Origin of the sequence: Streptomyces sp. NBC_00663 (assembly GCF_036226885.1) — a bacterium.
Classification (GTDB): domain Bacteria; phylum Actinomycetota; class Actinomycetes; order Streptomycetales; family Streptomycetaceae; genus Streptomyces.
On the sequence record NZ_CP109027.1, the window covers coordinates 1,911,989 to 1,924,172 of the forward strand.

13 protein-coding genes and 1 pseudogene are annotated in these 12,184 nt (G+C 70.9%); 5 read left to right on the top strand and 9 right to left on the bottom strand.

Features of this window, described 5'->3' with window-relative positions; translation table 11 throughout:
- The first annotated feature begins 45 nt into the window (after positions 1 to 45).
- Complete coding sequence (locus OG866_RS08690) at positions 46 to 246, top strand: hypothetical protein (RefSeq protein WP_329333027.1); 201 nt, start codon at positions 46 to 48, stop codon at positions 244 to 246.
- Between the two features lie 75 nt (positions 247 to 321).
- Here OG866_RS08690 and OG866_RS08695 read toward each other — a convergent pair whose 3' ends face one another.
- The 4 genes and pseudogenes from OG866_RS08695 to OG866_RS08710 form a co-directional block, all read right to left on the bottom strand.
- Positions 322 to 708 carry a ribonuclease domain-containing protein gene (locus OG866_RS08695; RefSeq protein WP_329333029.1) on the bottom strand — a complete coding sequence of 129 codons (387 nt, stop codon included), beginning with the start codon at positions 706 to 708 and terminating at the stop codon, positions 322 to 324.
- Positions 709 to 793: 85 nt separating this feature from the next.
- A complete protein-coding gene (locus OG866_RS08700; protein ID WP_329344002.1) occupies positions 794 to 1,699 on the bottom strand; it encodes a DMT family transporter in 906 nt (301 codons plus the stop codon).
- 91 nt (positions 1,700 to 1,790) lie between these two features.
- Complete coding sequence (locus OG866_RS08705) at positions 1,791 to 2,417, bottom strand: dihydrofolate reductase family protein (protein WP_329333031.1); 627 nt, start codon at positions 2,415 to 2,417, stop codon at positions 1,791 to 1,793.
- Positions 2,418 to 2,505: 88 nt separating this feature from the next.
- Positions 2,506 to 3,321 (bottom strand): annotated as a pseudogene (locus tag OG866_RS08710) (AIM24 family protein).
- Between the two features lie 100 nt (positions 3,322 to 3,421).
- Here OG866_RS08710 and OG866_RS08715 point away from each other — a divergent pair.
- Positions 3,422 to 4,168, top strand: coding sequence for an SDR family oxidoreductase (locus OG866_RS08715; RefSeq protein ID WP_329333033.1), 747 nt, complete (start codon positions 3,422 to 3,424; stop codon positions 4,166 to 4,168).
- A gap of 58 nt (positions 4,169 to 4,226) precedes the next feature.
- On the opposite strand, the gene alc is transcribed toward OG866_RS08715, so the two are convergent.
- Both alc and allB read right to left on the bottom strand, forming a co-directional pair.
- Positions 4,227 to 5,342, bottom strand: coding sequence for an allantoicase (alc, locus tag OG866_RS08720; protein ID WP_329333035.1), 1,116 nt, complete (start codon positions 5,340 to 5,342; stop codon positions 4,227 to 4,229).
- 48 nt (positions 5,343 to 5,390) lie between these two features.
- Entirely contained in the window at positions 5,391 to 6,728 is a 1,338-nt protein-coding gene (allB, locus tag OG866_RS08725; protein ID WP_329333037.1) for an allantoinase AllB, read from the bottom strand.
- 252 nt (positions 6,729 to 6,980) lie between these two features.
- Between allB and OG866_RS08730 the strand changes: the two genes are divergently transcribed.
- Positions 6,981 to 7,775: an IclR family transcriptional regulator gene (locus OG866_RS08730; RefSeq protein WP_329333038.1), complete on the top strand. Its 795-nt coding sequence runs from the start codon at positions 6,981 to 6,983 to the stop codon at positions 7,773 to 7,775.
- A gap of 288 nt (positions 7,776 to 8,063) precedes the next feature.
- On the opposite strand, the gene OG866_RS08735 is transcribed toward OG866_RS08730, so the two are convergent.
- On the bottom strand, positions 8,064 to 8,378 hold the full coding sequence (locus OG866_RS08735) for a DUF5955 family protein (protein WP_329333039.1): 315 nt from the start codon (positions 8,376 to 8,378) through the stop codon (positions 8,064 to 8,066).
- A 191-nt stretch (positions 8,379 to 8,569) separates the two neighbouring features.
- Between OG866_RS08735 and OG866_RS08740 the strand changes: the two genes are divergently transcribed.
- Both OG866_RS08740 and aceB read left to right on the top strand, forming a co-directional pair.
- A complete protein-coding gene (locus OG866_RS08740; protein ID WP_329333041.1) occupies positions 8,570 to 9,169 on the top strand; it encodes a nucleotidyltransferase family protein in 600 nt (199 codons plus the stop codon).
- Positions 9,170 to 9,356: 187 nt separating this feature from the next.
- Positions 9,357 to 10,982: a malate synthase A gene (gene aceB, locus OG866_RS08745; protein WP_329333044.1), complete on the top strand. Its 1,626-nt coding sequence runs from the start codon at positions 9,357 to 9,359 to the stop codon at positions 10,980 to 10,982.
- Position 10,983: 1 nt separating this feature from the next.
- On the opposite strand, the gene OG866_RS08750 is transcribed toward aceB, so the two are convergent.
- Together OG866_RS08750 and OG866_RS08755 are read right to left on the bottom strand one after the other, a co-directional pair.
- A complete protein-coding gene (locus OG866_RS08750) occupies positions 10,984 to 11,265 on the bottom strand; it encodes a SelT/SelW/SelH family protein (protein ID WP_329333046.1) in 282 nt (93 codons plus the stop codon).
- Positions 11,262 to 12,167, bottom strand: a complete 906-nt coding sequence (locus OG866_RS08755) for a HipA family kinase (protein WP_329333048.1) — start codon at positions 12,165 to 12,167, stop codon at positions 11,262 to 11,264. Before OG866_RS08755 ends, OG866_RS08750 begins: the two co-directional genes overlap by 4 nt.
- Positions 12,168 to 12,184 lie beyond the last annotated feature (17 nt).

A 12,184-nucleotide genomic window follows, 5' to 3' on the forward strand; every position in this document is an offset into this window, starting at 1 on the left:
CCGCGGCCGATGACTGTGGGGGGACCGCGGGGCGAGGGTCGTGCCATGAAGCAATTGCTGGAGCTGTTCGGATTTCTCGCCCTGGTGCAGGGCGTGGCCGGCCTGGTGCACGAGTTCACCGACTGGCACTGGGGACTCGTGCAGAAGGTCGGCTTCCTCGACGGCTACGAGCTGTACGCGAGCGTCGCACTTCTCGTGCTGGCGATCGCGCTGTTCGCCGCCGCGGAGAGCCGGAGGTCCGGCTGAACGCGGACCGGGCCTCCGGCCTGCCGCACTGTTCCTCGACGCCTCGGTGGGGGTTTCGACCTTCGAACCAGCAGCTCAGCAGCCGTAGTTGATCAGGTCGAACGTGGCGTAGTGGTCCGCGGTGTAGTAGTCCTCCCGGTTCTCCTCGCCCGTCACGACGCGGCGCGCGCCGCGCGTGGACGAGCCGGGCGTCTTGACCGTGTACTCGTGGTAGTACCCGGTCGACTGGCTGGGCAGGACGCCTTCCCGGTTCTGGAAGACGCTCCCGTCCTGCGAGTACGGGAAGGGCCCGCCGGACTCGATCAGCTCCAGCGTGTCGTACGCCTGCGAGGGCAGGTCGCTGTAGCAGATGCTGCCGACCGCGGCGGCCGCCGGGGTGGCGGTGACGGCGCCTCCGACAAGGAGGGCGGACAGGACAGCCGCCGCGGCGCCGATGCGGGTGATTCGTGGGGGGAATCTCATGCCTTCATGATGACGCGCGTAGACAGTGGCATGTCAATGACAACTCCGGAGATTTTCCCGTCAAGTCCGATGAGTTTTCCGGGAGTTAACTTGCGGCCCTGCGCCCCCACGCGGTCCCCACAAGCACCAGCGCACCGCCCGCCAGACCGAGCGCGCCGAGCCGTTCCCCGCCGAGCGCGATGCCCGCGAGGGCGGCCCACAGGGGCTCGGTGCCAAGCAGCAGGCTGACCCGGGACGGGGAGGTGCGGCGGACGGCCCACATCTGCACGAAGAACGCGAACAGCGTGCAGCACACGGACAGGAACAGCAGCCCGGCCCACTCCCGTGCCCCGAAGTCCGCGGCGGTCTCCCACGGCGTGGTCTCGGCGCCGGTGGACAGCAGTGCGAACACCGCGACGGCGGCGCCGAGTTGGACGGTGGTCAGGGACAGTGCGTCGGCGTCCCGCACCGCCTTGATCCGGGACATGGCGAGGACGTGGACGGTACGGGCCAGGGCAGCCAGCAGCATGAGCAGGTCGCCGAGGGAGGGCCGGGTGAAGCCGCCGCCCTGCGTGAGCAGGACGACGCCGAGCACGGAGAGGGCGGCGGCGCCGAGGAAGGCCCTCGGGGGGCGCCTGCGGGTCACGGCGGCCTCGCCGAACGGCGTGAAGATCATGGTCAGGCTGATGATGAGGCCGGCGTTGGTGGCCGAGGTGTGGACGACGCCGTACGTCTCCAGCAGGAAGATCCCGCTGAGGATCAGCCCGAGCACCCCGGCCCCGCGCCACTGGGCGCCGCTCAGGGCGCGCAGCGCGCGCCATCCTGCGGTGACCAGGACCGGCAGCACGATCGCGAAGCGCAGCACCAGGACCGCGAGCACGGTGCGCGCGGTGGTGATGTCCTTGGCGGCGAGATAGCTCGCGCCCCACACGAGGGCCACGAGCAGGACGGGCAGGTCGGTCAGCCAGGTGCGGCGGGGTGCGAGGGCGCCCGGTACGGCGATCGAGGACATCGGTGCGGCTCTCCCGGTCTCCATCAGGGGTGTGGAGACGACGGTGGCTCGCACGTGGAGCGATCACCGTACCCGTGCGGCTGACCTGGGGCTAGGCGTTTTCCGGGAGGTCGAAGGAGCCGTATTCCGGGCGTCCCGCCTTGTCGTACGTCTGGATGGAGACGCCCTTGGAGGTGATGAGGCCGCCGCGGTGCTCGAAGGCGGTCGGCAGGCTGCCCTCGGCGAAGAGGCGGCGGCCGGCGCCCAGCACGACCGGGACGGTGATCATGTGGAAGGTGTCGATCAGATCGAGGTTCAGCAGGGACTGTACGAGGGCTCCGCTGCCGTGGATCTGGAGCTCGCCGTCGGTGCGCTCCTTGAGGGCGGTGACCTCCTTGGCGAGGTCGCCGCCGATCACGCTGGTGTTGTTCCACTCGGGGTCGGTCAGGGTGGACGAGGGGACGTACTTGGGCAGGGCGTTGAGCTGCGCGGCGATGAGGTTGTCGGGGTCGGTCACCTTCGGCCAGTACGCGGCGAAGATGTCGTACGTACGGCGGCCCAGGAGGAACGCGCCGACCCGGCCGAAGACCTCGGTGACGAAGCGGCCGAAGTCCTCGTCGTCGTACGGGGCGGTCCAGCCGCCCTGCTCGAAGCCGCCCCTGGGGTCCTCCTCGGGGCCGCCGGGGGCCTGGTAGACGCCGTCGAGGCTGACGAAGATCTGGGAGACGAGCTTGCCCATGACGGGTGCCTTCTCTCGGGAGTGGGGTCTGTTGTCATCACCTCAGACCCCACCGGCGCCCGCAACTCATCGGCGCCCGCGCCGCCGGTCAGCCGGCGTGCGTGGAGAACAGGCCTCCCGTCGGGCCCTGCTTGTCGCCGCCCTGCGCCTTCTTCAGGGCGTTGGCGAGGCTCTCGATGGTCAGGGACTGGAGGATGACGCGTCCGTTGCCCTCCAGGGTGGCCAGCGAGAGGCCCTCGCCGCCGAAGACGGCGTTCATCAGGCCCTGCCGGTTGAGGCCGCCGACGCGTTGGACGCCGTACTGGATGCCGTCCTCGAAGGCGACGACGCAGCCGGTGTCGACCTCGATGCGGCCGCCGAAGTCGGCCGGGTTGAGGTCGATGAAGTTGCCGGCCCCGGCGATGATCACGGTGCCGCGGCCGGTGAACTTCTCCAGGACGAAGCCCTCGCCGCCGCTGCGGCCGGTCCTGCCGCCCTGGAAGGCGATGCCGAAGTCGACGGTGGACTCGGCGGCGACGAACGCGTCCTTCTCCGCGAACCACGCGCGCGTGCCGTCGAGCTCCAGGGCGCGCATCTCGCCGGGCAGGACGCCCGCGAAGCCGACGGTGCCCTCGCCGCCGGTCGAGGTGAAGTACTGGAACGCCAGGGACTCGCCCGCGAGGGCGCGCTAGCCGACCTGCATGGCGGTGCCCATGGCCTGGCGGAGCATGCCGCCCATGCCTCCGGCGCCGCCCTGCGGCTGCTGTCCGCCCGCGTTCGACGGGCCGCCGAGGCGGGTCTCCATGGTCACGTTCGTGGTCTTGAACAGGAACTTCCCGGCCTCGCAGTACACGGTCTGACCGGGCTGGAGGCTGACGACCGCCATCTGCATGGCGTTGCCGACGATGTCTTGCTGAAGGGTCACGTGGGGAGAACGCGGGAGGCGGAGGGAAGAGTTCCGGGACGGTGACATCGGTGTCCGTTCGCCGCCAGCACGCGCGGGTGCGCGCCGCTGAGATGGAGGCATGACAACGACTTACGGAACTCTGTACGGCAAGGTCGCACTCGTCACCGGCGGCAGCCGCGGCATCGGTGCGGCGACGGTCCTGCGGCTCGCGCGGGAGGGCGCGGACGTGGCGCTGACCTACGCGCACGACAAGGAGGCGGCGGCGGACGTCGTAGAGGCCGTCGAGGCGCTGGGGCGACGTGCGGTGGCGCTGCGGGCGGACTCCGCGGACCCGGCGGAGGCGGCGGGGGCCGTGGAGCGTGCGGCGGCGGCGCTGGGCGGCCTGGACGTGCTGGTGAACAACGTGGGCGTGGGGGTGCTGGGCCCGCTGGAGGGTCTGTCGCTCACGGAGGTGGACCGGGTGCTGGCGGTGAACGTGCGCGGGGTGTTCCTGGCCTCACAGGCCGCCGCCGCACGGATGGCGGCCGGTGGGCGGATCATCACGATCGGTACGTGCATGACCCAGCGGGTGCCCGGGCCCGGTGGCACGCTCTACGCGATGAGCAAGGCGGCGCTGGTCGGGCTGACGAAGGCGCTGGCCAGGGAGCTGGGCGGGCGGGGGATCACGGCGAACATCGTGCACCCCGGCCCGACGGACACCGACATGAATCCGGCCGACGGACCGTATGCGGCGGGGCAGGCCGCGATGACGGCGCTCGGACGGTTCGGGACGGCGGAGGAGGTGGCGGCGACGGTCGGGTATCTGGCGGGGGCCGCCTATGTGACGGGGGCCGAGTTCGCGGTGGACGGGGGACACGCGGCGTGAAACACGCGTGGGGCGCACCGGTGCTGTCGATCCGGTGCGCCCCACACGCGCGTACGTGTCAGCCGCCGAGCTCCTGGTGCCGCGCCGCCAGAGCCGCCGCTCCGGCCTCCGTCAGGGAACCGAACAGCCGCAGTCGGGAGATGCCGCCGTCCGGGAAGATGTCCACGCGCGCGTGGGTACCGACGGCCGGGGTCGGCAGCACGAAGCGGTGGTTGGTGTCGGGCTGGAGACGGGTGCGCGGGAGGATCTCCCGCCAGTCACCGGTCTCGCCGTCCTTCACCGACACCGACGCCCAGCCCGCGCTGTTGCCCTTCAGATACGCGGTGTCGATCTCGATCGCGCGGATCTGGGACTGGGCCACCAGCCGGTAGCGGATCCAGTCGTTGCCCTGGTCGCGACGGCGGCGCGTCTCCCAGCCGTCGTCCATCTTGCGCGAGCGGCCCGGCTGGATGGTGTTGGAGGCCGGGGAGTAGAAGAGGTTGGAGGCGTCCTCGGCCCGGCCGCCGTTCTCCAGCGCGACCACGTCGAAGGTGCCGAGGACCGACAGCCACCGCGGGTCCGGTACGACCTCGCCGTACACGCGCAGGCGCGCGATGCCGCCGTCGGGGTGCTGGTTGACGCGCAGGTGCGTGAAGCGCTGCTCCACGGAGATCTCGAAGCCGTTGGCGGCGTGGCCGCCCACCGGCGTGCGCGGGACCAGCGTCGTCCACTTCACGTCGTCGCCGAGGAGTTCCTCGGGGGACGGGGAGCCCGCCACCGACGTGCCCTCGACCGAGACCGCCTGCGGGTAGTTGCCGCGGAAGTGGGCCGTGTCGACGACGATCCCGCGGATCACGCCGGGCGCGCCGAGGCGGACCAGGGCCCAGTCGTGGTCCTCGGCGGTCGGCCACGGGTGGTCGGCGGACGCGCCACGGCGGCGGCGGGTCTCCCAGCCGTCCATGATCTTGCCCTTGTGCCCGAAGTGCTCGGGGTCGAACTCGGCGCGCTCGGGCAGGAGCAGGTTCTCGCGCTGGGCGAAGAACTCGTCGTTGGCGGCGATGACTCCGGCGCCGAGCTGCCGGGCGGCGAGGTCGGCGTACTGGGTGAAGGGGAAGTCGGCGGTGCGGTAGTCGGCGTACGGGTCACCGCCGCCGTAGGGGTTCGCGTCGCCGGTGAAGCTCGGAATCGCCGTCACGAAGAATGCCTTTCTGAAGGTCGGCCGCTGCGGGTGCGGTGGTGAAGGTCAGGGGGTGCGCGTGAGGAGTCGGCCCTTCGGGTCCGTGAACTCGCCGTCCGTGACGATGCGTTGGCCGCGCAGCCAGGTCGACTTCACGACGCCGTACAGGGTCTTGCCCGCGTACGCCGTCACACGGTTGCGGTGCTGGAGCTCGGCCGGGTCGACGGTGAAGGTCTCGTCGGGGGCGAGGATCGCGAAGTCGGCGTCGCGGCCGGTCTCGATGGCGCCCTTCTGGTCGAGGCCGACCAGCTGCGAGGTGCGGGTGGACATCCAGCGGACGACGTCTTCGAGGGAGTGGCCGCGCCTGCGGGCCTCCGTCCAGACCGCCGCGAGGCTCAGCTGGAGGCCGGAGATGCCGCCCCACGCGGTCGCGAAGTCGTCCGTCTTGAGGTCGGCCGTGGACGGCGAGTGGTCGGTGACCACGCAGTCGATGGTGCCGTCGGCCAGCGCCTGCCACAGCAGGTCCTGGTTGGCGGACTCGCGGATGGGCGGGCAGCACTTGAACTCGCTGGCGCCGTCCGGGACTTCCTCGGCGGTGAGCGTGAGGTAGTGCGGGCAGGTCTCGACCGTGATGCGGACGCCCTCGGCCTTGGCGGCGGCGATCAGCGGCAGCGCGTCGGACGACGAGAGGTGCAGGACGTGCACGCGCGCGTCCAACCGCTTCGCCTGGGTGATGAGTTGGGCGATCGCGGTGTCTTCTGCGTCCCGGGGGCGGGAGGCCAGGAAGTCTGCGTACTTGGGGCCGCCCTGCTGCGGGGCCGCCTCCAGGTGGTGCGGGTCCTCGGCGTGCACGATGAGAAGCCCGCCGAAGGAGGCGATCTCGGCCAGGGACTGGGCGAGTTGGTCCTGTCCGAGGTGCGGGAACTCGTCCACGCCGGACGGGGACAGGAACGCCTTGAAGCCGAAGACGCCGGACTCGTGCAGGGGACGCAGGTCCTTGACGTTGTCGGGCAGGGCGCCGCCCCAGAAGCCGACGTCGATGTGGGCCTTGTCGACGGCGACGTCCTTCTTGGTACGGAGGTTGTCGACCGTGGTGGTCGGCGGGAGGGAGTTGAGGGGCATGTCGACGAGGGTCGTGATGCCGCCGGCCGCCGCCGCGCGCGTGGCGGTCCAGAAGCCCTCCCACTCGGTGCGGCCGGGGTCGTTGACGTGCACATGGGTGTCGACCAGGCCGGGCAGGACGACGTGGTCGCCGACGTCCTCAAGGCGGGCGCCGGACGGTACTTCGACGTCGTACGGCAGTACGGCCGTGATCTTGCCGGCGGCGACCGCGACCGAGGCGGCGCGCGTTCCTTCCGGAGTGATGACGCGCGTCGAGCGCAGCACCAGTTCAGCGTCGGACACCCGAACCCCTCTCTGACACCGGTTTACTTCCGCGTAACGGAATTCAACTTTCTGTTGAAGGAGTCTTCACTCCCGTTCTCGCGCCGTCAAGGGCACACTTCGCTACAGCGGCCCTTGCGCCCACACTCTGGACGTTTCCATAAAGCGGAATTAGAATTCCGACAGGCAGAACGTAGCTACGCACAACCGGGGAGTCAACCGACCGCCGGGTAGGCTTCTGCCCTTCCTGCCAGGTCCCGAAAGGAACGCGCCGTGCCGACGTCCAGCGCCAGCACCACCGACTCCGCCAAGTCCGCCGGTGGCGGGGTCCAGTCCCTTGAGCGCGCCTTCGATCTGCTGGAGCGGATGGCGGACGCGGGCGGTGAGGTCGGCCTCAGCGAGCTGTCCGCGACCAGCGGCCTGCCGCTGCCCACCATCCACCGCCTGATGCGCACCCTCGTGGCCTGCGGATACGTCCGCCAGCAGACCAACCGCCGGTATGCGCTGGGCCCGCGTCTGATCCGCCTCGGCGAGTCCGCGTCCCGGCTGCTCGGCACCTGGGCCCGCCCCTACCTCGCCCGCCTGGTCGAGGAGACCGGCGAGACGGCGAACATGGCCCTGCTCGACGGCGACGAGATCGTCTATGTCGCCCAGGTGCCGTCCAAGCACTCGATGCGCATGTTCACCGAGGTCGGCCGCCGCGTCCTGCCGCACTCGACGGGCGTGGGCAAGGCGCTGCTCGCGAACACCCCGGACCACGAGGTGCGCGCGCTGCTCGCCCGTACCGGCATGCCGGCCGCGACGGAGAAGACGATCACCACGCCGGACGGCTTCCTCGCGGCCCTGGCCGATGTACGGCAGCTCGGTTACGCGGTCGACGACAACGAGCAGGAGATCGGCGTCCGCTGCCTCGCGGTGTCGGTGCCCAACTCGCCGACCGCCGCGGCCATTTCGATCTCCGGCCCGGCGGGCCGCGTCACCGAGTCGGCGACGGACAAGATCGTGCCGGTGCTCCAGCAGGTGGCGACGGAACTCTCGGAGGCGCTGGCCAGCCAGACCCCGGCGTGACGTCCGCCGAGGACCGGCTCGCTCTCGCCGAGTACGGGCTGCCGGACGACGTCGTCATGACGCCGTCGTTCCAGACCGACTCCGAGCTGACGCTCGTAGCAAACCTGGCGGTGCCGCGGAAGCGTGAACTGGCTGGTGCGGACGACCGGTTCTACGACCTGGGGTCGCGGGGCGGCCACGATCTGACGCCGAGGATGGGGGCGGTACGCGGCGACGGCCGGGTCATGGCCGTGCGCTCGGCGCCGCTCACCGCGGCGGACGGGGTTGCTGGACCCCGGGGGGCACCGTTCAGCCCCGGCCCGGCTCCCCGAACAGGTCCACCGCGTGCCGTACGTCCGACAGCCCCCGCGACAGTGCGCTGACCGACCCGATCGCCCCCGCGATCAGCAGCAGTGAGCGGCGCAGCCGTGGAATCTCCGGCGCCCCGTCGACCGTCATCGCGGCCAGCGCGGCGAGCTCGTCCTCGGCGATGACGCGGTCGGGGAACTCGGCCGGGTGCGCGGCGAGTTCGCGGCGCAGCCGGGACACCGCGGTCCGCAGTTCCGCCACCCTCGGATCCTCGTCGCTGCCGGTCACTGGCCTCTGTCCCAAGCTCCGCAACACAGCTCTCCCCCCAGCGCACTCCGTTGTGCGCCGCACCTCGTGATTCCGCCCGAAACAGCCCCGTGGCGCTGGTCGGGCACCGGGGGACGCGGGTCAGTAAACGCCACCCCGGCCGCGCCGCGCCACTGCGCGGACCGAAATTCAGCCCTTCGCAACCGGCCACTCGCCCCGACGTCGGGTATGCAGGACGCATGACGGACAAGGAAGACCAGGTCGCCGGAGTTCTCCTCGCCGCGGGCGGCGGGCGGCGACTCGGCGGGCGGCCCAAGGCCCTTCTGGATCATCGTGGCAGGCCACTGGTGGAGCACGCGGTGAGCGTCCTGCGCACGGCCGGCTGCACGCGCGTCCACGTGGTCCTCGGGGCCGCCGCCGACGTCGTACGACAGAAGGCCGAACTCGACGGGTGTGTGCTCGTCGAGAACCCGGAGTGGGCCGACGGCATGGGCTCCTCGCTTCGAGCCGGTCTTGAGTCGCTCTCCGGTACGGACGCGCGGGCGGCGCTGGTGTCGCTCGTGGACCAGCCCGGTATCGGGGCGGCGGCGTTCGCGCGCGTGCGCGGTGCCTACAGGTCCCCCGACTCCCTGGTCGCCGCCGCCTACGACGGCGTACGCGGGCATCCCGTGCTGTTCGGGTCGGCGCACTGGGCGGGGATCGCCGCGACTGCCACCGGGGACCGAGGGGCACGCGCGTATCTGAAGGAGCACGCGGCACAGCTGGAGCTCATCGAGTGCGGTGACATCGCCCGGCCCTATGACATCGACACCGTCGAGGATCTGCACCACCTTGAGTGAACGGGGTGGCACCGAGCGCCACCTTCCCTCGACTCAGAGAATCTCGACATCAACAAACCATTGAACTTCCACGATGAGGAAACTAGTATCCACTGATCAGAAGCGCCCTACGGCTCCGGGGGCGTTCCTCGCCGTACCCGGTTCGACTGGCACCCGGTGCCACGCTCGCTGAAGGAAGTGACAGCTCATGTCCGCACCAGCGCCGTCCCCGCTGGCCATCGTCGACGCCGAGCCCCTGCCGCGGCAGGAGGAGGTCCTCACCGACGCGGCCCTCGCCTTCGTGGCCGAGCTGCACCGCCGGTTCACGCCCCGGCGTGCGGAACTCCTCGCCCGCCGCGCCGAGCGCCGCGCCGAGATCGCCCGCACCTCCACGCTCGACTTCCTCCCGGAGACGGCCGCGATCCGCGCCGACGACTCCTGGAGGGTCGCCCCCTCCCCCGCCGCCCTGAACGACCGCCGCGTCGAGATCACCGGCCCCACCGACCGCAAGATGACCATCAACGCCCTCAACTCGGGCGCCAAGGTCTGGCTCGCGGACTTCGAGGACGCCTCGGCGCCGACCTGGGAGAACGTCGTCCTCGGCCAGGTCAACCTCGCCGACGCGTACACCCGGAACATCGACTTCACCGACGAGAAGACCGGCAAGTCGTACGCCCTGCGCCCGAACGAGGAGCTGGCGACGGTCGTCATGCGCCCGCGCGGCTGGCACCTCGACGAGCGCCACCTCGTCGACGCCGACGGCAACGCCGTGCCCGGCGCCTTCGTCGACTTCGGGCTGTACTTCTTCCACAACGCCCAGCGTCTGCTCGACCTCGGCAAGGGCCCGTACTTCTACCTCCCGAAGACCGAGTCGCACCTCGAAGCCCGGCTGTGGAACGACGTGTTCGTCTTCGCGCAGGACTACGTCGGCATCCCGCAGGGCACCGTCCGCGCCACCGTCCTGATCGAGACGATCACGGCGGCGTACGAGATGGAGGAGATTCTCTACGAACTCCGCGACCACGCCTCGGGACTGAACGCCGGCCGCTGGGACTACCTGTTCTCCATCGTCAAGAACTTCCGTGACGGCGGCGCCAAGTTCGTCCTCCCGGACCGCAACCTGGTGACGATGACGGCCCCGTTCATGCGGGCCTACACCGAACTCCTCGTCCGCACCTGCCACAAGCGCGGTGCGCACGCGATCGGCGGCATGGCGGCGTTCATCCCGTCCCGCCGGGACGCCGAGGTCAACAAGGTCGCCTTCGAGAAGGTCCGCGCCGACAAGGACCGCGAGGCCGGCGACGGCTTCGACGGCTCCTGGGTCGCCCACCCCGACCTGGTCCCGATCGCCCTGGAGTCCTTCGACAAGGTCCTCGGCGACAAGCCGAACCAGAAGGACCGGCTGCGCGAGGACGTCCACGTCGAGGCCGCCGACCTGATCGCGATCGACTCGCTGGACGCCAAGCCGACGTACAACGGACTGGTCAACGCCGTCCAGGTGGGCATCCGTTACATCGAGGCCTGGCTGCGCGGGCTCGGCGCGGTCGCCATCTTCAACCTGATGGAGGACGCGGCCACCGCCGAGATCTCCCGCTCACAGATCTGGCAGTGGATCAACGCCGGTGTCGAGTTCGAGAACGGCGAGAAGGCCACCCCGGAGCTGGCCCGCAAGGTCGCCGCCGAGGAACTCACCAACATCCGCGCCGAGTTGGGCGAGGAGGCGTTCGCGGCCGGCCACTGGCAGCAGGCCCACGACCTGCTGCTCGAAGTGTCGCTGGACGACAACTACGCGGACTTCCTGACGCTGCCCGCGTACGAGCAGCTCAGGGGCTGACCTACTCCGGCACCGCGTTGTCCGAGTGGCCCAGGGACTTTCCCGGGGCCACTCGGTCGCGTACGGCCCGCTTGACGGCCGTGGGCTCCGGGAAGCCCTGTTCGCGCCGGTCCCAGACCACCTCGTCGTCGACCCGCACCACGAACACGCCGCCCTTGCCGGGCTTCAGCGCCAGCTCGGTCAGCTCCGCCTCGAAGGTCGTGAGAAGCTCCTGCGCCAGCCAGGACGCCCGCGGCAGCCAGCGGCACTGGGTGCAGTACTCGATCTCGACACGGCCACTCATCCGAGGTGCACCGACCAATCCTGTTCGGCGGCCGGCTTGCCGTGCAGGTCGGGGACCCGCTTCAGCCAGTTCGGCCGGCCCTGCTGTGTCTTCGCCGCGCGGAGGGCCTCCTCGGCGGCGAGTTCCTCCCGGGTGGGGAAGTCCGTGGGCAGCCAGTCCGCCGACGCCTGCACGCGCGCGTGGAGGTACGCCACGTACGCCTCGCGTGCCTCGTCGGGGGTGGCGTGGTCCGTGAGCCAGGCGTCGGGAACGGCCGCGGTGACCTCGCGCAGCAGGTCGAGCGTCACCTTGGGGGCCAGTTCCGTGTCGGCGGCCCGGACGTCGGGGGCGGAGTGGCCGAGGGCGTGGTGCCGGAAGTCGTAGCGCTTGGCGGGGTCGGAGCCGTCCCAGCGGTGGTGGAAGACGAGCGCGGCACCGTGGTCGATCAGCCACAGCCGCGGCGGAGCGACACCGAGCGTGGGCCACACCATGAGGTTCGAGCTGTGCACCGTGCGGTCCACGTTGACGGTCAGCGCGTCGAGCCAGACGATCCGGCCCGCCTCCAGCGGGTCGACCGGGAACGCCTGGGCGACCTCCGGGGTGAAGTCCCGGGCGCCCGGCAGATAGTCCATGCCGAGGTTGAGGCCCGCGCTGGCGCCGTGCAGCTCCCGCACCTCCTGGTGGGGCTCGCTGTCGGCGATCGCCGGGTCGAAGTGGACCAGGACCAGCTCGGGGAAGCGCAGCCCGAGCGCGCGGGCCAGCTCACCGACGATCACCTCGGCGACCAGCGCCTTGCGGCCCTGCGCGGAGCCGGTGAACTTCACGACGTACGTCCCCAGGTCGTCGGCCTCGACGACCCCGGGCACGGAGCCGCCGGACCGCAGCGGGGTCACATATCGAACAGCAGTCACTTCGCGCAGCACACCCGCCAGGGTATGCC